At 67.3% G+C, this 24,911-nt stretch carries 10 protein-coding genes; 1 reads left to right on the top strand and 9 read right to left on the bottom strand.

Annotation, left to right across the window (positions count from 1 at the left end):
* Nucleotides 1–525 precede the first annotated feature (525 nt).
* The gene (gene corA, locus SKZ59_RS23800; protein WP_319993142.1) at nt 526–1,512 is read right to left on the bottom strand and encodes a magnesium/cobalt transporter CorA; all 987 of its coding nucleotides are present in this window, start codon (nt 1,510–1,512) and stop codon (nt 526–528) included.
* 180 nt (nt 1,513–1,692) lie between these two features.
* On the opposite strand from corA, the gene SKZ59_RS23795 reads away from it, so the two are divergent.
* Nucleotides 1,693–2,247 carry a hypothetical protein gene (locus SKZ59_RS23795; protein WP_319993141.1) on the top strand — a complete coding sequence of 185 codons (555 nt, stop codon included), beginning with the start codon at nt 1,693–1,695 and terminating at the stop codon, nt 2,245–2,247.
* 12 nt (nt 2,248–2,259) lie between these two features.
* On the opposite strand, the gene SKZ59_RS23790 is transcribed toward SKZ59_RS23795, so the two are convergent.
* The 8 genes from SKZ59_RS23790 to SKZ59_RS23755 all read right to left on the bottom strand — a co-directional run bounded on the left by SKZ59_RS23790 (nt 2,260) and on the right by SKZ59_RS23755 (nt 24,777).
* The gene (locus SKZ59_RS23790; protein WP_319993140.1) at nt 2,260–4,812 is read right to left on the bottom strand and encodes an ATP-binding protein; all 2,553 of its coding nucleotides are present in this window, start codon (nt 4,810–4,812) and stop codon (nt 2,260–2,262) included.
* 10 nt (nt 4,813–4,822) lie between these two features.
* Nucleotides 4,823–5,851, bottom strand: coding sequence for an NrtA/SsuA/CpmA family ABC transporter substrate-binding protein (locus SKZ59_RS23785; RefSeq protein ID WP_319993139.1), 1,029 nt, complete (start codon nt 5,849–5,851; stop codon nt 4,823–4,825).
* Nucleotides 5,848–7,485 carry a response regulator gene (locus tag SKZ59_RS23780; protein ID WP_319993138.1) on the bottom strand — a complete coding sequence of 546 codons (1,638 nt, stop codon included), beginning with the start codon at nt 7,483–7,485 and terminating at the stop codon, nt 5,848–5,850. The genes SKZ59_RS23785 and SKZ59_RS23780 overlap by 4 nt, the downstream gene beginning before the upstream one ends.
* A gap of 125 nt (nt 7,486–7,610) precedes the next feature.
* Entirely contained in the window at nt 7,611–9,809 is a 2,199-nt protein-coding gene (gene paoC, locus SKZ59_RS23775) for an aldehyde oxidoreductase molybdenum-binding subunit PaoC (protein ID WP_319993137.1), read from the bottom strand.
* Between the two features lie 4 nt (nt 9,810–9,813).
* Entirely contained in the window at nt 9,814–10,773 is a 960-nt protein-coding gene (locus tag SKZ59_RS23770) for a xanthine dehydrogenase family protein subunit M (RefSeq protein WP_319993136.1), read from the bottom strand.
* Nucleotides 10,770–11,417, bottom strand: a complete 648-nt coding sequence (gene paoA, locus SKZ59_RS23765) for an aldehyde dehydrogenase iron-sulfur subunit PaoA (RefSeq protein WP_319993135.1) — start codon at nt 11,415–11,417, stop codon at nt 10,770–10,772. Before paoA ends, SKZ59_RS23770 begins: the two co-directional genes overlap by 4 nt.
* A 65-nt stretch (nt 11,418–11,482) precedes the next feature.
* On the bottom strand, nt 11,483–12,190 hold the full coding sequence (locus tag SKZ59_RS23760; protein WP_319993134.1) for a sigma-70 family RNA polymerase sigma factor: 708 nt from the start codon (nt 12,188–12,190) through the stop codon (nt 11,483–11,485).
* Nucleotides 12,187–24,777, bottom strand: coding sequence for a filamentous haemagglutinin family protein (locus tag SKZ59_RS23755; protein WP_319993133.1), 12,591 nt, complete (start codon nt 24,775–24,777; stop codon nt 12,187–12,189). Before SKZ59_RS23755 ends, SKZ59_RS23760 begins: the two co-directional genes overlap by 4 nt.
* Nucleotides 24,778–24,911 lie beyond the last annotated feature (134 nt).

Here is a 24,911-nt window from a genome sequence, read left to right as displayed (position 1 = left end):
GTGTTGGTGTTGGTGTTGGTGTTGGTGTTGGTGTTGGTGTTGGTGTTGGTGTTGGTGTTGGTGTCGTCATTGATCTGCTTTGAGTAAAGTTATTCCGTGCGCCTTGATCGGTTGTATGAACTGAAATTTACACAAACAGTGGGCGATGTATTTCACAAGGAAAATCATTCCATTGTAAAGAATATAAATCCGAAAATAATTTCATAAAGCAACATGTTGATACAAATCAACTTCTATGCGCAGGGCAATGATTTCTGCCGTTTTCCAAACTTAGAAGCGGCGTGCGTGTGGGTGCAGGCATAAGCGGCACGGGCAAAAAAAAGCTCCTGGAAAACCAGGAGCCTTGTGGGGTCGGGCAGGCAATGTGGTCCGCACCGGCGACTCTAGGTGAAGCGCCAGCCGGACCGCTATCCACGCCAAGGGGTTCAGTTACCTGCCATCAACCGCATTGTCAAGAGACTTCGTCGTAGCAGCTGATTGAACGAAGAAACTCTCCAATATTTGCAGGCCGACCATCTGCCGCCGCTACAGCCACCCCTCGCGCTTCAGCCGCCGGTGCAGCCAGAAGCAGCCGGCGATGATGAGGACGATCACGGCTGGATAGCTGCCGCGCCACTTCAGTTCCGGCATGAATTCGAAGTTCATGCCGTACAGGCTGAAGACCATGGTGGGCACGGCCAGGATGGCGGCCCAGGCGGCCAGGCGCTTGACGACCTCGTTCTGGCGGATCGAGATCTGCCCCAGCGCCACCTGCATGGCCGAATTGACCAGCTCGCGCATCTGCCCCGCCGTGTGCGTGACCCGTTTGACGTGGTCGAGAATGTCGCGGTAATAGATGCGGTTTTCCTTGGGCACGATGTCGCCATGGAAACGGATCAGCTGGGTGCAGATGTCGTGCAGGGGATTGACGGCCGCGTCGAGCTTGAGCAGCTCCGTCTTGAGCTGGTAGAAATCCTGCAGCTTGTCTTCGCTCAAACTGGGCTTGAACAGCTGCAGTTCGTAGTGCTGGAAGCGGGCCTGCAAATGGTCGATGCAGGGCTGGTACTGGTCGACGATGAAATCGATGATGGAATACAGCACGTAGCCGGGGCCGCTGGCCAGCTTCTCGGGCACACTTTCCTTGCGCTCGCGCAGCTTCGCATAGCCGGCCGAGGGGCCATGGCGCACCGTGATGATGAAGCGGGGGCCGAGAAAGACGTGGGTTTCGCCGTAGACGATGGCCTCGCCATCGAGGGTGGCCGTGTGCATCACCATGAACAGGGTGTCGCCGTACTCTTCCAGCTTGGGCCGCTCGTGCGCGCCCTGCGCATCCTCGACGGCCAGTTCGTGCAAGCCGAACGCCGATTGCAGCGCCTGCATGGCCGTGGCGTCGGGGCTGGCCATGCCGATCCAGACGAAACAATCGGGGTCGCCGAGAAAGTCGCCCACCTTGTCGATGTCGAAGTGGGCGATCTTCTTGCCATCGCGATACGCTTCGCAATTGACGACGGCGGCGTGGGTACTCAGGTCCATGTGATTTTCGGGCTACGATGTCGGGCCGTCAGTATAGCGGAAAGACCTCGATTGCCATGCCAATACAGCCCCGCCGCCATTGACATTCAACCATGTGACAATTTGTGAGTTTTCCATACAGAAATATCCGTAGAATCACGGCGCGCCACGGCACGCCTTGCCGGCATCACTGATCCTACTATGAAAAAAATCATTATCACTCTTCTTGCAACCATGCTCTCCGCCTGTGGCGGCGGCGGAGGTGGCGGCGATGCCGCACCAGCGCCATCGGTCATCGCGGCCATCAGCAGCGGTACATTGGACGGCAAGTGGAAGTGTGCAACTGGCTCCCAAACGCTGGGCCAGATCGCCGCCGGCGCCAGCGACACCTTGCAGATATCGGGCCTTGCCTATTACCCTTATCTGGGGGCATCGGCACAAACACTCTCGTTAAACCAGGGCATCATCACCGGCCCCGATACGGCGCATTATGGCGGCGCCGGCAATCTTGCAAGCCAATTAGTCAACGATCGCATCTATCCGGTAATCCACCTTGCCGACAAGATCGGCTATGCCGGCATCTATAGCACGCAAGATGCGCCAATTGGACGGGGTCGGGAATTCCGCCTGAATTCCAGCGGCAACTTGGTTGTAAAAGATTACGCTGTAAAATTCCTGTATGACACGGTCTTCTCGGATGCCAGCGGCAAGGCTGCGAACCTGGATATTACCGAAACGACTTGCACAAAAGTATAGTCCGCCCTCCTGCTAGCAACCCGGCAAGGCTCTGACGGCCTTGCCCCTCTCCCCCAGGGCATACCCCGTCGATATGACAGCATTCAAGGCCCGCCGCAATTCCTTCAGCCGGGGCGGCTTGCCCAGCACGCAGTTGACGTGTTCGGGATAGTCGCTGTCGGCCGCCAGGCGCTGGCCCCAGCCCGTGAGCATGATGATGGGCGTGGCCGGCGAACACTGGCGCACGGCGCTGGCCACCTTGCGCCCGTCCACGTGGGGCATGCCCAGGTCCGTGATGACTACCTCGAAATCTTCGTGCCGGTCGCGCGCGGCCAGGAAGCTGTCGATGCCGGCCTGGCCCCCATCGGCGGACACCACGTCGTGGCCATCGATTTCCAGGATGTCGCGCAGGGACTTGAGCACCATCGGGTCGTCGTCCACCACGAGGATGCGCAGGCGCGGCGGCACGGCGTGGGCCGCGTCGGGCGCCGGCTCCCCCGCGTCCGCCGCGCAGGCGGGAAATGCCAGGCGCACCGCCGTGCCCTGCCCCGGCGCCGTGACGATGTCGATGCTGGCGCCATGGCGCTCCATCATACCGTACACCATGGCCAGGCCCAGGCCCGTGCCCCGCTCGCCCTTGGTGGTGAAAAACGGTTCCAGGCAGCGGCGGCGCGTGTTCTCGTCCATGCCGACGCCCGTGTCGGCCACTTCGATCAGCACCTGGCCGGGCGCGCCCACGCCGGCCGTGCGCACGGTCAGGGTACCGCCATCGGGCATGGCGTCGACGGCGTTGAAGACGAGGTTGGTCAGCGCTTCGCGCAATTCGCCCACGCTGCCGGGCAGCATGGGCAGCGCGTCGGCCAGCTCCGTGCGCAGGGCGATGACGATGCCGCGCTGCTGCGGCATGTCGCTCCAGCGCGCGCGCGTCAGGTCCAGCACCTGCTGTACCACCAGGTTGGCGTCGATCGGCGAGAGCGCCAGTTGCGGTTCGCGCTGGCGGTAGAATTCGCGCATGCGCGCCACGGTGGCGGCCACGTCGTCGATGGCCCGTTCGATCACTTCCAGGCAATGCCGGCCCTGCGGACTGAGATTGGTTTCCGTCTCCAGCAGCGATTCCGTGTACAGGGCGACGGGGGAAATGGCGTTATTGATGTCGTGCGCGATGCCGCTGGCCATCTGCCCCAGCGCGCGCAGGCGTTCCTGCTGCATCACCGACTGCTGCGTCTGGCGTAAATCGTCATACGCGCGCTGCAGTGCACCGTAGAGCTGCGCCTGGTTGGCGGCCAGCGCCACGTGTTCGCTCAGCTGGCTGAGAAATTCGCACTCGCCGCTGGTAAAGCTGTTTGCGGCGCGGCGCGCCACGATCAGGATGCCGAACACCGTGTTTTCGGCCAGCAGCGGCGCCATGACGAGGGCGCGCAGCCCCCCTTGCGCCAGGCGCTGCGGGAATGGAAACGCCACCCCGGCGATGTCGGCTTCATACACAAGCTTGCCGCGCACGCAGCTCGACAGGCCATTCTCGTCGATGGGAATGTGCGCGTGTTCGCTCATCATGAACGACTGCGCCAGCGCCTCGCTGCGCACGCCCACGCACGTCACCTGCAGCGCGTGCTGCGACGGTTCGTACAGGCAGATGCAGCTGAAATCGATGGGCAGCTGCTCTTCCAGGCTGCGCACCACCACCTGAAAGATGCTGCGCAAGTCCTGCCGCTCGCCGATCGAGCGCGTGATCTGCTGCAGCAGGTTCAGGCGTTCGAGCTGTTCATGCACCTTGCGCTCGGCCAGCTGGCGTTCGGCGATCTGCGTTTCCAGGGCGGCATTCGTGTGCGCCAGCTCGTCGCGCGAGACGGTGGTGCGGCGCAGCTTTTCCGTCATGCCGTCGAAGGCGCGCGCCAGGTCGCCGATTTCATTTTTGGTGTGCACGCCGAGCGAGAAGTCCAGCTTGCCGGCGCCGACGATCAGGGTACCCTGGCGCAGTTTTTCCAGCGGTCCCGTGACGCTGGTCATGGTGAAGTAAATCAGGCCGGCCACCAGCGCGATGATCATGCCGCCAAACAGCACCACGGCCACGTTGGCCCGCTGCTGCGCCTCCAGCACCCCTTGCCGGCTCAATTCGGACAGCCGCATCGCCTCCGAAATCATGCCCTGCACCTTGCCCATGATCTGGCCGGACAGGCGCGACTCCAGCTCGTCCAGCACTTCGCGCCGCTGCGGGTCCTGCCCCAGCTCGCGGTGGTTCGCGACAAACAGGTGGAACAGGCCGCCCACGCCGGCCAGGTCGCCCTGCAATTTCAGCAGCAGCGCGCGCTCCTCGTCCGTGCTGAAGGCGGGCGCGGCCAGCAGGCCCGACGACAGCGATTCGCTGCGCAACTGCCACTGGGCCCGCGTGCGCTCGCCATGGTGCAACGCATATTCGATCGACAGGTAGCGCAGCGACGTGACGGCTTGCAGGATATCGGCCGCCGCCTTGTTCTTCGCCAGTTCGCGCTGCATCGCCATGGTGGTGGAAAACAGCATGGCGACGATGATGGCCACGAGCACCACGCAAAACAGTTCGGCCAGCTTGAAACGCGTTACGATTTTCACGGTGGCCTTCTCAATGAATGACCGTCACGGCCGATGGCGCGACGGCTTCCAGGCCGTCCAGGTAGACGGCGTCGAGGAAGTTCGGCATGTCGCCGCGCTCGGCCAGCCGGTTCCTGATGGCCCAGCGCGCCTCGTCTTCCAGCGCCAGCAGCAAGCCCTGGTCGAGCACGACGCCGAAGCGGTAACCGTGCCAGGCCGCCTGCAGGCGCGCCGTCTCGCTGGCCGATGCCTTGGCAAACAGGGCGCGCGCGGCGTCGGGCTCGTCCTGGCAAAAACGGGCGCCGGCGATCAGCGCGCGCAGCACCTTGCGCACCGTGGCCGGGTGGCTGCGCACATAGCCGTCCGTGCCGGCCACGTTGAACAGGCCCGCATAGACATCCTCGCCATAGAAGATGGCCGCCTTGCCGGCGATGGCATGCGTCATGCCCGTCAGGAACGGTTCCCAGCCAGCCGCCGCATCGATCTCGCCCCGCGCCAGCGCCCCGGCCAGCTGCTCGGGCGCGTAGTTGCGCAAGGTGACTTCGGCGGGCAGCAGCTTCTGGCGGTTCAAAAAGGCATCCAGCGTGAATTGACCGGACGTGCCCAGGGTCACGCCGATGCGCTTGCCCTTCAGGCTGGCGGGCGTGGACACGCCGCGGTCCAGGCGCCCCACGATGCCGTGGTCGCGCTCGGCCTCGAAGATGCTGGCGATGATGACGACGGACTGCTTCTTCAGGCTGGCCAGCACGACGGGAATATCGGAAACCGTGCCCAGGTCGGCCTTGCCCTGCAACACGGCTTCCATCGAGGCCTTGCCCGACGAATACGGCTGCAGCCGCGCGTCGATGCCTTCGCGCGCGAAATGCCCCTGCCCGTGCGCGGCCAGGACGGGGCAGCTGCCCACGTATTCCGCATTCACGGCCAGGCGCAGCACTTCCACGGGGCCGGGCGGCGCGGCGGGACGGGCATGGAACTGCCAGATGGCCGCGGCAACCAGCGCCAGCAACAACGCGATGACCGCCAGCCTGGCCATCCACCGCCCCGGTGCAAGGCCGCTCATGCGCTGCACTGCGCCGTGGCCGACTCCAGCGCGCTGTTGATCGCCTCGGAAAACGCCGTTACGTCGATCGGCTTGGTGAGATAGCGGTAAAAGCCCGCCGCCAGCCCCTGGCGGATATCGCCGGGCCCGGCCAAGGCCGTCAGGGCGATGACGGGGATATGCGCGGTGCGGGCATCGGCGCGCAGCTGCTGCATGACTTGCGTGCCGCTGATGTCGGGCAGGTCGCTATCCATCAGTATCAGCTGCGGCACGTGGCGGCGCGCCATGTCCAGGCCCGTCTGGCCGTCGCCGGCCGACAGCAGGTCGAGATCGGGACGGAAATGGATCAAACCCGCCACCAGGGTCACATTCAGGGGATTGTCTTCCACATACAGCAGCGTCTTGCGGTCCGGCAGCCGTACCGCTTCGGCGGGCCGGGCAATGACGGACAGGCGCGCACTTTCCTGCGGCGGCTGGCGCGCCGGGCAACTGGCGATATCGAGCCAGAAGGTGCTGCCGCGCCCGGGCGTGCTGGCCACGCCCAGCCTGGCCTGCATGGCTTCGGCCAGGCGCTTGCTGACCACCAGCCCTAGGCCCGTGCCCTCCTCGTCGCGCGCATCGCGTCCCAGGCGGTTGAAGGGCTGGAACAGCGCCTCCAGCTGCGCCGCGCTCATGCCGCCGCCCGTGTCGCGCACGGACAGGCGCAGCTGGCGCGCGTCGACGGGCTGGCAATCGACGTGGATCTCGCCCTGTTCGCGGTTGTACTTGACGGCGTTCGACAACAGGTTGATCAGCACCTGCTTGAGGCGCGTGCGGTCGGCCAGCACATGCACGCCGCCCGCTTCGACGAACGTCAGGGTGATGCCGCGCTTGTGCGCCAGCGGTTCCATCATTTGCCAGCATTCGTGGTAGATGTCGGCCAGGCTCACGGGTTCCATCGACAGCGACATATTGCCCGACTCGATCTTGGCGATGTCGAGAATGTCGTTGATCAGGGTCAGCAGATGCCGGCCGGCGCCGAAGATGTGCGAGGCAAAGGTTTTCTTTTCCTGCGCCGTCGAGGGGATGGAATCGGACATCAGCATCTGCGAAAAGCCCATGATGGCGTTGAGCGGCGTGCGCAGCTCGTGGCTCATGCTGGACAGGAAATTGGTCTTTTCCTGGTTCGCCCGCTCGGCCACTTCGCGGGCCAGCTGCAAATCCTTGTTCATGGCGTCGAGTTCGGCCGTGTGCTGGCGCAGCAGCAGTTCCAGGCGCGCATTGGCGATGCGCAGCTGGCGCGTCTCCAGCGCCCGCGCCAGTATCAGCAGGATGCCCGACACCTTGAACGGCTTGACGACGTAATCGAGCGCGCCCGCCTTCATGGCCTGCACGGCCGAGGCGATCGTGCCTTCGCCCGTCATGATGATGCAGGCCAGGTCGGGATCGATCTTGCGCGCCGCTTCCACCACGGCGATGCCGTTCATGCCCGGCATCATCAGGTCGACCAGCAGCAGGTCGAACGATTCGACGGCCAGCAGGGACAGCGCCGTCTCGCCCGAAGCGAGCCCCGTCGTGTCATACGCCTGGCCGCGCAAGGTGTCGCACAGCGCGCGCACATGCGCCAGCTCGTCATCGACGATCAGTATCCGCGGCGGCATTGATGAGCTGTTCATGCATTCTCCTGGCGGCATGGCCTTGCGAGCCGGAAATTTTCCCCGCACCATGCGTTCCGAGCATAGCACTTGAAAATTACCAAAAATACACGCATTGTCACGCGCGCAAGGACGCCAGGCAGATGTCAGCTCATGACGGGCAGCCCCCGCAGCAGCTTGTCGAGGGTCAGCGGATAGTCGCGCACGCGCACCCCCGTCGCGTTGTAGACGGCATTGGCGATGGCGGCCGCCACGCCGCAGATGCCCAGCTCGCCCACGCCCTTGGCTTTCATGGGCGAAGACGTGGGGTCCGTTTCTTCGAGGAAGATGACGTCCTGGTGCGGAATGTCGGCGTGCACGGGCACTTCGTAGCTGGCCAGGTCGTGGTTGACGAAGAAGCCGCGGCGCTGGTCGACCACCAGTTCTTCCATCAGGGCCGCGCCCACGCCCATGGTCATGGCGCCGATGACCTGGCTGCGCGCCGCTTTCGGGTTCAAAATGCGCCCGGCCGCGCACACGGCCAGCATGCGGCGCACGCGCACTTCGCCCGTGTCGCCGTCCACGCCCACTTCGACGAAATGGGCGCCAAACGTCGATTGCTGGAACTTTTTATCGAGGTCGCCGTATTCCATATGATCTTCCGCGACGACGTCGCCATGGTAGGCGGCGGCAGCGAGCGGCACGCTGCGCTCGCCCTGAGTCACTTGCCCATCGGAAAAGCGCGCCTCTTTCTCATCGAAGCCCAGCTTGACGGCGATGGCCTGGCGCAGGCGCACGCAGGCCGCGTACACGCCAGCCGTGGAACTGTTGCCGCCCCACTGCCCGCCCGAACCGGCCGAGACGGGAAAATCCGAGTCACCCAGACGCACGACCACCTTGTTCAAGGTCACGCCCAGCATTTCCGCCGCCGTCTGCGCGATGATGGTGTAACTGCCCGTGCCGATGTCCGTCATGTCCGTTTCCACGGTCACGATGCCGTTGCCGTCGAGGCGCACGCGGGCGGCGGACTTCATGACAAGGTTGTTGCGGAAGGCGGCCGCCACGCCCATGCCCACCAACCAGCGGCCGTCGCGCCGCGTGCCCGGCTGCGCCGATCTCTCCTTCCAGCCGAATTCCACAGCGCCCGTGCGCAGGCAGTCGATCAGGCGGCGCTGGGAAAACGGCCTACTTGGCTTTTCCGGGTCCACTTTCGTGTCGTTCAGGATACGGAAGACGATGGGGTCCATTTTCAGCTTGTCCGCCATCTCGTCCATGGCGATTTCCAGCGCCATCATCCCAGGCGCCTCGCCCGGCGCGCGCATGGCATTGCCTTCCGGCAAGTCAAGCACGGCCAGGCGCATGGCCGTCATGCGGTTCGGTCCCGCATACAGCAGCCGCGTCTGCATCACGGCCGTTTCCGGCTGCCCCCCTTTCAAGTCGCCGGACCACGATTCATGGCCGATGGCCGTGATCTTGCCGTCGCGCGTGGCGCCGATGCGCAGGCGCTGGATGGTGGCGGGCCGGTGCGTCGTGTTGTTGATCATCAGGGGCCGCGCCAGGGCGACCTTGACGGGACGCTGGGCCGCGCGCGCGCCCAGGGCCGCCAGCAAGGCTTCCGCGCGCACGAACAGCTTGCCACCGAAGCCGCCGCCAATATACGGCGAAACGATGCGCACCTTGTCTTTCGGTATCCCCAAAGTGCGCGCCAGATCGCCGCGGCCCCAGTCCACCATCTGGTTCGCCGTCCAGACCGTCACCTTGTCGCCTTCCCAGGCGGCAATCGAGGCGTGCGGCTCCATCATGGCGTGCGACTGGTCAGGCGTCGTGTAGGTCGCATCCAGGCGCACGGGCGCATGGGCATAGGCGCCGGCGAAGTTGCCCGTCTTGCTGTCGGGCTTGCCGTCTTTCGGCTTGGTGGCGCCGCCCTTGGCCCTGGCCAGGTCGAACACGCCCTGTTGCTCGATGTACTTGACGTCGAGCAGCTGCGCGGCCGAGCGGGCTTGCTCGAAGGTGTCCGCCACCACGAGCGCGATGGTCTGGTGGTAATGTTCAATGTCCGGCCCGCCCAGCAGCTTTGCCGTGTTCATCTTGCCTTTGCCCAGCTTGCCAGCCGACTCGGCCGTCACCACGGCCAGCACGCCCGGCGCGCGCCGCGCGGCGCTCGTGTCGATCGAAGCAATGCGCCCCTTGGCGATGGCCGCGCCGACGACATGGCCGTAGGCCGCATGCGGCGCGGCCTTGTTCTGCTCATACGCATACGGCGCCGTGCCCGTGGTTTTCAGGGGGCCGTCGATGCGGTCCGTGGGGCGGCCCACGATTTTCAGCTGATCGATGGGATTGGTGGTCGCAGGTGTTGAAAATTTCATGGCGCTAGCCTTTCTTCGCTTGTGCTTGCGCCAGCACCGAGGCAATCGTGCGCTGCGCCAGGCTCACCTTGAAGCCGTTGTCGTCAGTGGGATGGGCGCCGGCCAGCAGGCGTTCGCTCACGGCGGCGGCCCCCTCGGGCATCGCCTGCTCGGCGGCGGACACGCGCCACGGCTGCGGCGCGACGCCGCCCAGGGCCAGCCTGCCCGTGCCGTTCGGCAAGATGATGGCCGCCACGGACACGAGCGCGAACGCGTACGAGGCCCGGTCGCGCACCTTGCGGTAGACGTGCGTGCCGCCAGCGGGCCGGGGCAAGGTCACGCTGGTGATCAGTTCGCCGGGCTGCAGCACGGTTTCCACGTGCGGCGTGTTGCCCGGCAAGCGGTAAAAGTCGGCGATGGGGATGCTGCGCGTGCTGCCATCGGCCCGCACCGTGTCGATGCCGGCATCGAGCACGCGCATGGCCACGGCCATGTCGCTCGGGTGCGTGGCGATGCAGGCATCGCTGCCGCCCAGAATCGCCAGCGGCCGGCTGAAACCGCCGATGGCCGAGCAGCCGCTGCCCGGCACGCGCTTGTTGCAGGCCTGGTTCGTGTCATAGAAATACGGGCAGCGCGTGCGCTGCAAGAGGTTGCCTGCTGTCGTCGCCTTGTTGCGCAATTGCGCCGAAGCGCCGGCCAGCAAGGCGCGCGACAGCACGCCATAATCGCGCCGCACGGTGGCGTGCGCGGCCAGCGCCGTGTTGCGCACAAGGGCGCCGATGCGCAAGCCGCCATCCTTTGTTGCTTCCACCTTATCCAGCGCGAGGCCATTGACGTCGATCAAGTGTGCCGGCGTCTCGATTTCCAGCTTCATCAGGTCGAGCAGATTCGTCCCGCCCGCGATGAAGCGGGCGCCCGGCGTGTTCACGGCGGCCGCCGCCGCTTCGGCCGGCGTGGCAGGCTTCTGGTAGCTGAACACTCTCATGCCGGCCTCCCCGCCACCTCGGTGATGGCCTCGATGATGTTGGAGTAGGCGCCGCAGCGGCAGATGTTGCCGCTCATGCGTTCGCGCAGCTCTTCCGGCGTTGCCTGCGGGACCGCGTTCAAGTCCGTGCTGACGTGACTGGGGATGCCCTGGCGTATCTCTCCCAGCGCGGCGACGGCCGAGCAGATCTGCCCCGGCGTGCAATAGCCGCATTGATAACCGTCGTGGGCGATGAAGGCGGCCTGCATCGGGTGCAGCTTCTCGGGTGTGCCCAGCCCCTCGATGGTGGTGACCTTGGCGCCGTCATGCATCACGGCAAGAGTTAAACAGGCATTGATGCGCTGGCCGTCGAGCATGACGGTGCAGGCGCCGCACTGGCCGTGGTCGCAGCCCTTCTTGGTGCCCGTCAGCTGCAAATGTTCGCGCAAGGCGTCGAGCAAGGTGGTGCGCGTGTCGAGTTCCAGGCTGTGGCGCCGGCCGTTGACATCGAGGCTGACTTTCATCAGGACTGGTGGCGCCTGGCCGGTCGTGCTGACGGCCTGCGCCGCTCCCGCGACGCCGGGCACGGCCGCCGCCGTGGCCGACAGCGCACCGGCGATCAGCAAGCCGCGCCTGCCGGCATTAATTTCATTACAGTCTGTCATCTCGCGCTTCCTCCTGGCTGGGTGGGCGCATGCAGGCCCGAAGCAGCAGTCTGACGGCCCGATGCCTACGCGTCTGTACGCAAACGAACGTTCAGCCTGAGGCCGCGCCGGGTCGTGCCGACGCCGCCCTGCGCCGCGTAGCCCGTGTGGCGGGCGCAATGGTCGAGCGCCTGGCGCAAGGCCGTATCGACGTTACGCAAGGACATGCCGTGCCGCTCGGCCACCTCCTGGCGGGTCAGTTCATCCACGCGCAGCGCTTCGAGCACTTGCCGGTGGCGCCGCGGCAGCAAATCGACAGCCAGCGCCAATCGGCGCACGTCGGCCTGCAGCTCGGCCAGGCGTTCCGGCCCCGCCGCCGTATCGGCGAGGAAATCGACGAGGCCTGCACCACTCCCATCGCCGTCGTCCGCGTACAACCAGGCGCGGTTGCGGCGCAGGCTGTCCATGGCCGCATTGCACGCGACGCGAAACACATAGGCGACGGGGCTGTGCGCCAGCGCAGCTCCGTCCGCGTCCCCGGCCGCCAGCCTGCCCAGGCGCAGCCAGGCGTCGTGCAAGCTGTCGCTGGCCAGCTCGGCGCAGCCCAGGTGGCGCGCCAGGCGCCGGTGCAGGGCCGCGTAATTGCCCTCCAGCACAGCCTGCAGCCGGGCACCCTGCCCTGGCGCCACGTCGTTCGCCGCCTGCTGCCGGGGGCGGATGGCCGGGCGGTACCAAGCCATGCCCGTCATGCGCAAGGGCAAGGCAGCCGTCATACTCACCAGGCCGGCCATCATGGCGACAACCTGCTGCGCTCTTGCGCCGTCAGCTGGCGCGTGGCCGATTCAGGCAGCGGGCCCAGGCCCAGCACGCGCACGGCGCTGCGCGGATTGTAGTCGGCCGCCTCGATGCGCGCGCCATCCTGCGGCGCCGCTTGCGCGCTGTCGGGCGGCGCGTCATTGCCGAAGCCCAGCACGCGCACCGTAAACACGGAGGGCTGCGCCGAACGGGTGGCGGCGCGCTCGCGCTGCACCACGTCCTGGGCGGCGGCCGTGGCCTGCGTGGCGGCCGCGCTGGCGTTCGTCATGGCCGCCACGTTGACGGATGCCACGGCCGGCATGCCCTTGGCTTCGCCCTTGACCTGGATGTTCGCCGCGTTCATCACCGTCAGCGCGGCCAGGTTGACGTTGCCCGACACGCGGATGCCCGCCTCGCCCGCATCGATGGTGCCCAGCGGGGCCAGCAAGTCCACGTCGCCGGCCGGCACTTCGGCGATCGGCGCCAGGGTGGCGATGCCGGCGCCCGTGCTCGGCACGTCGGACGACAGGGCCACGTTGCCCCAGCTGTCATACACGCGCTTGGGCGGCGTGTAGACGATGGTCGACTTCGAGCCGCGCCCCGCGTTGATGTCGCCCGTCGATGACCAGCCGAGGATGTCGCCGCCAAACGTCGTCATGATGCGGCTCTGGCCCAGCAGGATGCTGCCGTGCGAGAACAGGCCGATATTGCCGCCGCCCTTGGTGATCACGCCCGACGTCGATGGCGGCGCCTCGCCTTCGATGCCCAGCACCTGCTTGCCGCCCGGCGTCAGCATCTGGATGTCGCCGCCGAAGTTCGTATGCACGTAGCCGCTGCGGGGGAAGTAATCCCAGCGCTGCTCGCCGTCGTTGCGCTTGGCGTACAGGCCGCGGTACATGATGATGTCGCCCGCATAGGCAATCGTCTTGCCATTCGCGTCCGTGGCCGGCGCCAGGCCCGCGATGGCGTTGCGGCTGCGCAGGAAGCTGCCGTAGCGCGCGCTGTCCGCATCGTTGAACTCGCGCCCGCCCGCCTTCAGTTCCGCGAAATACACGTTGCGGGCAAACACGCGCTGCTGCGGCTCGGGCAAGGCCAGGAAGTAGGCCAGCGCTTCGGCGGCCGTGCCCTTGAAGCCGTAGCGCTCGCCGAGCCAGCTCGCCAGTTCGCCGTCGTACGCTTTCACCACCTTGCCGGCCTGGTCGGCCAGCGGCACGCCCGTCTGCGCCACGTTCGCCGGGTCGAGATAGGGCTTGACGAAGCGCAGGTAGTCAAGGCCGGCCGCGCCCACGCCGGCCTGCATGGCGATGCCGGCGCCTGGACGCTTGTCGCCCGCCACAACGGGACCGAGGCTGACGACGCTGCCCTTGTCCTGCATCAATATATTGCGCCCGGCGCTGATGTCGAGCGTGCCGGGGCCGGCCACGTTGAAGGAACTGCTGAGGATATCGCGTCCGGCCGACACCACCGACACGTCGAAAGCGTTGTTGTGCACGAACAGGTTGCTGTAATTGCGGAACATCATGTCGCCACCGCCCGTGCCGTCGATGGCTTCCAGCAGCGCCGTGCCGCTGCCGACGATATCGCGGCCCGCCCTCATCCAGACCGGTTGCGCTCCCTCGTACCAGGTGATGCCCGCGTGCTTGGCGTCGTAGAACGCAACCATGCGGCCGCTATTGACGCCGATCAGATCGCCCTTCACGGCATAGATGCGCGCCACTTGCGTGCCGCTGTTGGCCGGACCGGCGGCGGAATCGGGCCCGAAGGCGAACAGCGGAAAGTTCCACTGCGACGATGGCACGCCCGTGCCCGAAACATTGCCGCCCGCCGACGTCAGGCTGCCAGGCCTGAGATTCCACGCTTCGAAGGCCGGCTTGAACGGCGTGGCCATGCTGTCGGCGGCCGCGCCGGACTGGCTGACGGCATAGCCGCCCGCATAGATGGAATCGCCGGCCAGCCACTCCAGCTGGGCGTAGCCCGACGGCGCCAGCAGCAAAGGATCGGCATACGCGGTCGCACCACCCCAGTCCGAGATGGTCTTGCCATAGTACAAGCTGCCATTCGCGGCCGCGGCCCGCACGATGGACGGGTAGACGACGGCCAGGTCGGTGGCCGTGCCGACCGGCGCCGTCAGCGGCGTCATGTTGCCGCCGGCGGAGAACAGGTCGAGCGCCGTGCGCGGCGTCCAGAGGCTGAACCAGCTGTAGCCGGCGCCCGGCTCGCCCGACGCGCTGATGAACGGCGCGGCGTTGAACATCGGCACGCGGCCCGGGTCGGCCACGTCCTGCAGCACCTGGTCGCCCAAGGTTGCCACGCTGACGGTGGCGTCGCCGGGCACCAGGGTCATGCCGCCCTGCGGCGTGGCGCGCGTGGCGTGGAAGGCGTCGAAGGCGCGCGTTTCCAGCGGCACGTGGTCGGTCGAGCGCGTCCCGTACTGCAGCGCGACATTGCCCAGCTGCGTTGCGGCCACGTCCACGTGGCCGCGCAAATCGACCAGCGCGCCATTCAAGTGGCCGCCACCGGACTGGCTGGCAGGATTGAGGGCGCCGCCCACGCGCAGGTCCAGGTCGCCGCCGCCCGTCAGTTGCAGGCTGCCATCGGCCAGCACGCGGCCCGTGCTGCCCACGGCCAGCAGCAAGCCCTGCGAGCGCGGATTGATGTTGATGTCATACACGGTGGCAACCTTGGGCGCCAGCACGCCCGCATCGCCCGCCACGTCGGCGCGCACGTTGCCGCCACCCAGGGTGCCGAAGCCCGTAAAGCCCAGCACGGTATCGGCCAGGGTATCGCGGCCCACGTAGCTGCCGAAATTGATCCACCACGCTGTCGGCTGGGCCGGACCGCCCGTGGCCACGCCACCGCTGCCCTGGCGCCACAGCCAGTTGCCCACGGCCACCGAATCGCCCGGACCATCCTTGCTGACGGGGCGCCCGTTGGTGGCGGCGGACGCGCCGACCAGCGAGCCGCTCAGGTCGCCCGCCACCCGCAGCAGCAGATTGCCGCCCTGGTCCGGATACCATGCCCGGTAAATGCTGTCGGCGCCGCCATCGACCAGGCGTTCATGCGCACCATCGGGATTGGCCAGCACCTTGCCGTCCAGATTGCGCGCGCGCGCCAGGTTGTACGGGTCGCCGGCCGTGGTCGCCATGGACGACATGCCGGCCGTGTACACGCCGTACAGGCTATCCACGCGCAAGTCGCCGCCGCTGACGAGGTCCAGGTCGCCCGTGCCCGTGCGCAGCACGCTGTGGCGCAGGCTGGACGCCTTGTTGTCGAAGGTAGGGTTGGAGGTGCCGCACCAGGTGGGGTTTTCCTCGCACATGGTGGGCCAGCCCAGGCCGGCCAGGTCGACCACGTCGCCCGCCTTCACGCTAGGGTCGGCGAATTCTTCGGCGCCGGCCTTGGTCCACACATAGGCCAGCTTCAGCACACACATGCTGGCGTCGCCAGCGCAGAACTCCGCCACGGTCTGGCCGAACTGGCTGATGAATTCCTCGGTGATCGGTTCGCCCGCCACGATGCCGACGATGCCCTCGCGCTCGCCCAGCTCCTGCGCCGCCTGCGTCCAGTGCTGCACGCCCTTCGGCGGGATCATGACGCCATACATGCCGTAATGGCTGTCGGCCAGGCGCAGGGTGCCGTGCGACGGATGCGCCTGCACGCTGCGCGTGTCGGCCGCGTCCAGGTCGGCGCCGGCCGCCAGGCGCATGCCCCACGATTGCGAACCTTCGGCCAGCATCGGTGCGATGGCCCACAGCGCGCCCTGGCGCCCCGCCACTTCCGGACGCAGTTCGATGGCATCCACGCCGGGCAGCAGCTTGACGTCGGTGCCGTTCGGGATCAGCGCGCCGACGGGCAGCGCCACCTTGCCACTGAGCGTGACCACGTTGAGCTCGCCCAGCAAGCCGGGCAAGGCAACGCCTTTCGGCCAGGTCATGGCGCGCACCTTGACCATTTGCGCGACCACGCTGCCCGCGTCGAGCCGCATGCCGGCAGTAAAGGTCTGTTCCGTGGCCAGCAAGGTACCCGCCGCGTGGACGATATTGCCGGCGCTGTCGCGCACGGCAGCGGCCAGTACCGTGCCGGCCGGCACGGTGAGCTTCTGGTTCAGGACCACATCCACGGGCAGGCGCGTGTTGGCGCGGAAACTCAGGGCCTTGACGGGCACGTCGTAATTGAGCGTGACGCCGCCCGGGAAGATGGTGCCGTCGGCCAGGGTCACGCCCTTGCCCGGCACGATGACGTCGCTGCCGTTGATGTCTCGCCCCGGCAGCAACAACCAGCCCTTGTCGTCCTGCGTGGACGGCGGCGGCGCGAAGCCGTCATTGATGCTGCCATAGATATTCAAATCGCCGCCAGCGCGCAGCAGCAGGCTGCCCACCTCGCCCGAGCCGCGCGCATTCGTCACTTGAAAACGCGGGTTCAGGCTGGCGTAGCGCATGCCTGACAAATCCAGGTCGCCCTGCACCACCAGGTCGCCGTCCGCCGTCTTGCTGACGATATCGACGCCGGGACGCAAGTGCAGCGCCTCGGCATACGCGGCCGTGTTCAAGCCCGCCAGCTTGCCATTGCGCAAGTTCGTGTTGGCCAGCGCCGCATCGATAAAGGCCGTGCTGTCCACATGCTTGCTGTCGAGGTATGCCTGGTTGACCACCTGATATGGGCGGCCGGTGGCCGACAGGTCCGTGGCATAAGCCGCATCGTCATAGCGCTGCATGGCATTGACGGCGATCGATTTCGCGCCGCGGATGGTGAAACCGCCGCCAGCCGTAATGGCGATATCGCCAAAGGTGGCCGCGTCTGCGTCCGTGCGGGAACCGCCGCTGCCCAGGCGCGGCGCGCTCAGTTCCACCGTGCCGCGCGCGGCGCCGTCGTATGCGCCCTTGCCCTTCCCAAGCACGGCCGCCGTGCCGTGGCGCACGTCGATCTGCGCGCCGCCGGCCAGGTCCAGCAAGCCTTCGCCCCCGTTCAGTTCCACCATGGCCCGGTTCGGGCTGTCGATGATCTTGCCATAGCTGTCGACGCGCAGAACGGTGCCATGCGCGTCAAGCACGGCGTTGTTGGCCAAGGTGACGCCATGCTTGCCGGCCAGGCGGATGCTGCCCACGCGCTCGCCGCTGGCATCGATCACGCCGGCCACCGTCAGGCGGCCATTGTCGACGGATACCTGCACCTCGCCCGCCATCAGTTCATTGCCGATGGTCAAGTCGCCCTGCTTCAGCTGGAAGCTGCGCGCGCCCGTCACGCCGCCCTCGTTCAAGCGCGTGTTGAGCGCGGCGAACTGGCCGTCCACGGTGCCGCCCGCTCCCAGGGTGTGCGCGCGCACGTCCACGCTGCCGTTCTTATAGTGCAGCATGGTGCCGCCCGCGTCGTAGCTGCCGCTGGCGCCGCCCAATATCTTGCCTTGCAGCTCCACCATGCCGGCCGCGCCATCGAGGGCCACGGCTTTCAGGCTGCCGGCGCGGTTGTTCCCGGCCGACAGGTCGATCACGCTGCCGCCAGCTGCGCGGATATCCCCGGCGCGGCTGTCCAGGCTCACGTCGCCGCCCCAGCTGTATTTGTCCACGTCGAAGAAAGTGCTCTTGCGGCCCGCCATGTCGATGCGCGCAGCGTCGGCCACACTGATGTCGTGCTGCGCGCTGATGGTGAGCTTGCCGCTCGGCAGCACCACGGCCGTGGCCACGTTCACGCTGTCGCCGTGCAAGGCCAGCTGGGCGCCCAGCGCGGCGTTATTCTTGGCGGGAATGGCTGCCGCCGCTCCGGCCGGCGCCGTCACGGCCAGCGCGCCACCGGCCGTGTAGCTGTGGGCGGAACCGGCGTCGCCCGTCAGCAGCGGCGTGACGATGTTCAGGTTGCCGCCGCTGTACTGGAAACCCTTGCCCGTCTCATACGCGCCCTGCGCCTGGTGGACGGACAGGCTGCCCTTGTGGTTGGCCGTGACCTGGCCCGACGCTTTCAGGTTGACGGTGCCAAAACCCAGCGCCATGCGGTCGAAGGTGGCGACGCCGGCCGGCTGCGTGAACGGGCCGAAGCCGAAATCGATGCGTTCCGCTTCCAGGCTCAGGGTGCCGCTGCCCGTGCCGGCGCCGCGCGCAATCACATTGCCGGCCTGCGACAGGGCGCCACCCCAGATCAGATTGGCCGTGCGGATGGTGGCCACTGTGCCGGCAGCGCCCTGGCCGTACATGGCCGGCGTGGTCAGCACCAGGCGCTCCAGGTTCGATTTTCCGCTCGTCTTGTCGTAGGTGTCGAGCACCACGTCGCCATAGAAATTGACGCTGTCGGCCGCGTTCAGCATCAGCGCCTGCAGCGCTGGCGCGCCCGTGCTGGTGTCGCCGCGCAGCAATCGGTCCAGCAGCCCCTGGTTCAGGGTCAGGCCGGCGGGACGCGTGCCGCCGGCCTGGGCCGCCGCCAGCGCCTCGTTCGAACCGATATTGATGGCGCCCACGGCCAGGCTCAGGTTGCGCGTGCCGTAGCGGGCCGTGTCGTCGAGCTGGAAGCTGCCGCTGGTCGCCAGCAGCAAGGTGCCTTCCGAGTACAGGCTCGCTGTACCCGTGCCTGTGCCGGCGCAAGCGGCGGCGCACATGCCGATGCGGATGCCGCCGCGCGTCGTGCCGCTGACGGGGGCCACATTGAGCAAGCCGTTCGACGCGGCCAGCACGTGCACGTCCGGACGGCTTTTGTAGATAAAGCCATCGTTGGCGTCGTACGCGGCCTTGCCGCGGCCCAGGGTGTTGATGCCGGCGCCGGCCGCGATATCGATCAGGCCATTACCCAATTGCGCGTTGCTCGGGTCCTGGGCGACGAGGAACACTTCGGGCGCCGACAGGACGGCGCCGGCGCGCAGGTAGATGGCGCGCGCCGACTGGACGCCGAAGTTCACGTAATTGCCGCCCTGGCCATATTCCACGGTGGGCGAATTGCCCACCACAATGCGGGCCGCGCCGATATTGTTCAGGCTTGAAGCGCGTATGCTGACCTGTTTTGCGCCGCCGCTGGCTGGCGCGCCGTCAGCGAGGATTTCAATTTCGCCAGTCGAGCTATCGTTCGACATCAGCACCACGGTGCCGCCATAGCCGCCCTCGGCCGCCGCGAACTTGCCGGCGCCCTGGAACTGGAACGTCTCGAGCCCGCCGCCGGGCGCCATGTTCAGCTTGAGCGTTTTCGCATCGGACGGCAGCATCGCGCGGGGAATGCCGCGCGTTTGCGCATCGGCCAGGGCAAACGCGGCATAGCCCATTTCGTTGTACTGGGAATACGTGCGCAAGACCTTGGCCGGCGTGAGTATCAGCTGGCTGGCCAGCGGCGCGCGGATGTCCGTGCCGGCGATCGACAGGGTGCCGGACGCGGCCCAGGAACCGTTGCGCAGCTGCTGCGCCAGCGTACCGGCGCCGCCCTGGCCCGCCAGGCCGTTCAGCTCCACGCGGAAGGCGCCCGGCAGCAAGGCGTAGGTCGACGGCATCAGTGTATAGGTGCCGGCCGCCAGGCCCGGCACGCCGCTGCCTATCGTCACTTGCCGGCCAATGACCGCATCGGCGGCGCCCGAAGGCGCTTGCGGCGCCTGCACGCCCGGCACGATGGCGTACACGGGATTCGTCGCCAGGCCCGGCAGGATGAAACCGCCGTTCGCCCCCACCTGCACCAGCGGGTGGGTGCGCGCATCGGTGGAACCGCCGCGGCCCGCGATGAAGCCGGCGCCCGTCAGTTCGCCGCCGCCGGACAGGTAGAGCAGCGCGCCCGGCTGCACGTGCACGGCCACGCCGGCCATTTCCACGCCGACGCGCAAGCCGCCCTGCGCATTGAAGCCGCCCACGCCCATGAAGGCGGCCAGCTTGCCGTCCACGTTCCAGCTCTGGCCATCGACCGTGCCGCCATACGGCATGACCAGGCCGGCGCCGCTGACGGAGCTGATGCTGTTGGCCAGCAGATTGACGCTCAGGCTTTTGTCATTGTCATAGCGGGCCGCGCCGATCGCCAGGCGGCCCAGCGGTGCGCGCACCACGCCGCCCTGCTCGATATGCGCAGCCTCCAGTTCCAGCGAGCCGAAGGCGGAATACGGCATGGCCGGCACGCCATCGGTCGTGCGAGCGATGCGCAGGCTGCGCGCCGGGTCGTAGCCGAACTTTCCATCGGTGCGGCCATAACCGACGCGTACGGCGGCGCCGGCGCCCGTGTCCGGGTACAGCTGGGCCGCGCTGAGGGTCATGTCGCCCGGCGAGGACAGCACCGTCGTCGCCTCCGCACCGCCCCAGCCCAGCGGGGACAGCAGGAAACGCAAGTCGCCGCGGCTGGTCAGGCGCACGTCGTCGGCAACGATATTAACCAGGCCGCGCACGTCGATCAGGTCGCCCGCCATGCTGACCTGGCCGGCGACCGGCGACTCGCCCGCCGTGCCTGGCGTGACATAGAAATCGCGTCCAACCGGCTTGACGCTGGCCAGGCGCACGTACGGCGCCGCGATGCCGACCTTCGCGCCGGGCTTGCTGCCTGGTGTCAGCACGGGCGCGCCGTACAGCTGGAAGCTTTGCTGCAGATGCAGCGACACGTCGCCATCGAAGGAGGCGGCACCCAGCAGGGCCAGGCTGCCGAAGCCGCCCGCTTCCACCTGCTCCACGGAAAACCGGCCGTGGCCGTACTGCAGCGTTGCCGCCGCGTCCCGTGCGCTCACGTTTTCAGCCAGGTCGCTGGCGCCCTGGCGTTGCGTCAGCGCCAGCTGGCGCCCCTGCAGCACCTTGTCCGTGGCCAGCACTTTCAGGTATTCGGGCGACCCCGTGGCCACGGACAGCGTGCCGCCCGCCGCGCCCGCGCCACCGGCCCTGGCCAGCAGCTGGCCATCGAGATACAAGCCATTGTTCGACGCCAGCGCGATGCCCCCGCCCGCGCTGGCCACGTCGACGGCCGCGCCGTTCACGTCGAGTACGGCATGCGCGCCGGAAGCGTCGAGCACGGCACCGTCGCGCACGACGACGAACAAGCTGGCCGCCGACGTGCTGCCCTGCACAGGGTCGATCTCGCCGCCGACGACGATGCTGCCGCCATCGACCACCTTGCCGTAGCGCCGGCCCTGCGCATCCGTGGCCGTGACGGCGCGCGAGGCGACGTCGAGCACGGCATTGTCGCCTATCCACAGGGAACGGCCATGGCCGGCCGCTTCCACGGCTTCGGACACATTCACGGCGACGCCCACGCCGCCCAGGCTGATCTTGCCGCCCCAGGCGTTCAAGCGGCCATCCACCGTCAGCTGGCCCACGCTGGACAGCTTGATGGACTGGCCCGCATCAACGCTCACCACGGCACTCTTGCCCACCAGCAGTTCGGCGCTGGCCATGCCGGCCGCATCGGACTCGATATCGCCCACCTGCAAGGCCAGGCTGGCGCCCTTGCGCTGCGTCAAGGTGCCCTTGAGCGCGTTTTCCGTGACCTGCTCCGGCGTCCATACGGCCAGTTTCTCGTTGTCCACCACGCGCAGCACGGGCATGCGCACGTCGACCTGCGTGCCCTCCGCCACCGCCACGCCCTGCTTGCCGACCAGGCTGTAGCTGGAAAACCCCTTGTCGAAGAAGTCGCCGCCCAGTTGCAGGGCGCCTTTCCGTTCCGTCTCGGCCTGGCCGATCACGATCTTGTTCGCCTGCAATTCCAGCTTGCCGCCGCCCGCCACGCCATGGCCGCGCACTTGTGCGCCCTCGCCCAGCACCAGGTCGGCCTTCGGCCCATAGCTGGCCAGGCTCACGTTGCCGCCCTTGCCACCCTGCTGTTTCGCCTGCGACAGGATGGCCGCGCCCGAGCTCACGTCGATCAGGCTGCCATTGCCGATGCGCACGTCGCCGCTCGCCCGCAACGAGACATTGCCGCCATTCATGTAGGGCAAGCCGGCGGCGGCCAGCGGGTCGCGCAGCACATTGCTAAGCAAACCGCTGGTGTCGAGACTGACGCCATCAGCCAGCACCAGCTTGCCCACGGACCCGCCCGGGATGACGACGGTGTCGCTCATGCCCAGCGCGCCGATCTGGTTCAGCACATTGCCGGCCATGATGCTGCCGCCATGGCTGCGCAGGCTGGCGTTGATGGCCACGTCATTGCCGAACAAGGTGATGTTGCCGCCATCGGCCACCTGCAGCGCGCTGTCGACGGTGACCGCGCCCTTGGCCGCGATGCGGATGGCGCCCAGTTGCTGGCTGTTCAGCAAGCCGGTGTCGAGCAGCAGCTTGCCCTGGCGCTCAGCGTCCAGCATGCCTGTCACGTCGAGGGCGGCGGCGATGCCGTCCTGCACACGCGTCAGGCGCACCTCGTCCATGACGGCCGACAGCGCATGCTGCAGCACGCCCGTGCGCTTGTCGAACATGGGCTGATACTGGCCAACGATCAATTGTCCCCGCTGCGCGGCCGCGAACTGCGACTGCTGGTAGCCGTCGAGCAGCGCTTGCGGCGCCTGCACCTGGCGCTCGCCCTGGAAAACGTCGCCGGCGATGCCGCCTTCCAGCACGGCCGACCCCGTGGCGACCACGAGCTTGCCCGCGTCGCGGCCTGCCGTGTAGCCGTTTTCCAGGCGCAGTTGCGCGGCGATCAGGGGATTGGCGTAGAAGGCGCTGGCATCCTTGCCCCAGCGCGCGTGTTCCTCCTCGTAACCCTTGTAGACGCCCAGATACTGCAAGTCGCCGGGCGCATTGCCCGCCTCGTGCAGCTTGCCGTCCGCGCCTTTGAGCCAGGTCTGGCGCACGGCGCCCGTTTGCACGTCCAGGGTGCCGCCCGACAGGTTGATGCTGGAGCCAAGCTGCGTGACGACATCCTTGCCGCCAAAACTCACCGTGCCGCCCTGCGCCATCCATTCGCTGACGGAATGGCCTTGCGTGCCCAAATAACCGGCCACTTCCAGCAAGCCGCCGGCCGTGTACCAGCGGTCGCTGTCGTAGCCGTTCGTGCCTTTCGGTACGAACACGAGCTTGCGGCGGTCGACCCAGATGCTGCTGTTGTTCAGGGCCTTGCCGTCGCGGTTGACGGGCGCGTCGCGCTGCTCGTTGCCCTGCACGTTGATCTCGACATTGTTCGCAGACATCGCCACTTTCACGCCCACGGCGCCGGAAACGTCGAGCTGGGCGCCATCGCGCACGAGGCTGCGGCTGCCGGCGTTGACGGCGAGCTGCCCGCCCGTGGCCAGGGTCAGCGAGTCGCCAAGGAATTCCACCGTGCCGGCGCTGCCGATCTCGATGCGCGACTGGTCGCGGCGGTCGTTGACGGCGAGGATATTTTCCGTGGACGTCACGGCCGGCCCGCGCATGGCGTCGCGCTGGCTGTCGAGCGCCATCGTCTTGCCGTCGTCCTCGACGACGATGGCCGTGGTGGCGCCGCGTCCCAGGGTCACGGCAGCATCGCCGCCCAGGGCGTTGAGGTGGATGGTGCCTCGCGTGGCCGCCGTGGTGGACGCGAGCAGCACGCCATCCTGCCGCACGTCGCGCCCGGCCAGGGTGATGTCGCCTTCGCGCGCCTGGATCAGGCCCGTGTTGACGACCTTGCCCGCAGTGCTGGCGGCCGCGAATTGCGGCGTGACTTCGCTGCCGCGCGTGGTCGACAGCGGGTTGCCATCCGTGCCCACGCCCTTCTTGATGGTAAAACTGTCGCCGGCGGCCAGCAGGGCCTGGCCTTTCGGCGTATTGATCTCGCCAGCATTGTGGACCTCTTTGCCCAGCAGCATCACGTAACCGCCGCCTTCCGTGCTGCCCTTGGGCGCATTGCTGGCCAGGCGCGCGCCCGTCTGCACCAGCACCTTGCCGTCCGCCTCGGTGAACGTCGCGGCGCCGGCAGTGCCGGGGCTGTAGATGCCGTTCTTCTGGAATTGCGCATCGCTGATGCGGGCAGCGGCCGCCACCAGGCTGCGCGTGTCGACCTGGCTCGTGCCGCTGAACACGATGCCGTTGCGGTTGACCAGCAGCACCGTGCCGTCGGCCTTGATCTGGCCCTGGATCTGGCTGGGCCGCGCTTGCGGATCGTTGACCCGGTTCAGCACGGCCCAGTCCTTCTGCTGCTGGAACGTCAATGTCGTGTCCTTGCCCAAATTAAACGTTTCCCAGTTCAGGATGGCCTTGTCCGCCGTCTGCTGCACCAGCACGGCCGTCTTGCCTGCCGCTACCGTCTGCACGGGCGCCTGGGCGTTGAGCCAGCCAGCCGTCAGGCTGTTGGTGTCGACCTGCAAGCCGCCCTGCGCCAGGCCGTTCGGCAAGCTGGCGCCGCCGGCAGCGGCCTGACGCGCCTGCGCCTGGGCCGCTTGCTGCGCGGCGATGGCGCGCGCGGCCAGGTTCAGGTTGTTGAGCGAACGCTGCAACTGCTGGTTCGCCTGCTGTTGCTGGCCCTCTGGGCGGCTGCCCAGCGGCAGCGGCTGGCCATTCGGCAAGCGGCCGGAGCTGGCCGCCGTATTTTGCGCCGCGCCCTTGGCCGCGAACCAGCCGCCGCTGAACGCCTGCTGCGCGCGGGCCGGCGTGCTGAAGGCGCCCGCCATCAGCATGGTGGTCAATGCGTAAGCGAGCGGCGTGAGCCGCAAGCGGCTGCCCAGCGTGGACGTGGGGACTGGGCGCTGGGCAGTGTGAAGCTTGGTCATGGCAATGGTTTCCTGGCTAGAGAGAAGGGAACGGAGCCTGGCGTTAGCGCAAGCGTCCATGCCTCCATGACGTAGCTGGGCGGCGGAAGGGATAATACTTTTGTAAAATATTTTTTGCGGCGCACCCTGGCACG

It is taken from the genome of Janthinobacterium sp. GMG2 (genome assembly GCF_033949445.1).
GTDB classification, from domain to species: Bacteria; Pseudomonadota; Gammaproteobacteria; order Burkholderiales; family Burkholderiaceae_D; genus Janthinobacterium; species Janthinobacterium aestuarii.
This window is presented reverse-complemented; position numbering and strand designations above follow the sequence as displayed.

Bases quoted from the DNA above. Each gene is read 5' to 3' on its own strand.
- corA (WP_319993142.1), bottom strand. From the start codon at position 1,512: ATGGACCTGAGTACCCACGCCGCCGTCGTCAATTGCGAAGCGTATCGC.
- SKZ59_RS23795 (WP_319993141.1), top strand. From the start codon at position 1,693: ATGAAAAAAATCATTATCACTCTTCTTGCAACCATGCTCTCCGCCTGT.
- SKZ59_RS23785 (WP_319993139.1), bottom strand. From the start codon at position 5,851: ATGAGCGGCCTTGCACCGGGGCGGTGGATGGCCAGGCTGGCGGTCATC.
- SKZ59_RS23780 (WP_319993138.1), bottom strand. From the start codon at position 7,485: ATGAACAGCTCATCAATGCCGCCGCGGATACTGATCGTCGATGACGAG.
- paoC (WP_319993137.1), bottom strand. From the start codon at position 9,809: ATGAAATTTTCAACACCTGCGACCACCAATCCCATCGATCAGCTGAAA.
- SKZ59_RS23770 (WP_319993136.1), bottom strand. From the start codon at position 10,773: ATGAGAGTGTTCAGCTACCAGAAGCCTGCCACGCCGGCCGAAGCGGCG.
- paoA (WP_319993135.1), bottom strand. From the start codon at position 11,417: ATGACAGACTGTAATGAAATTAATGCCGGCAGGCGCGGCTTGCTGATC.
- SKZ59_RS23760 (WP_319993134.1), bottom strand. From the start codon at position 12,190: ATGATGGCCGGCCTGGTGAGTATGACGGCTGCCTTGCCCTTGCGCATG.
- SKZ59_RS23755 (WP_319993133.1), bottom strand. From the start codon at position 24,777: ATGACCAAGCTTCACACTGCCCAGCGCCCAGTCCCCACGTCCACGCTG.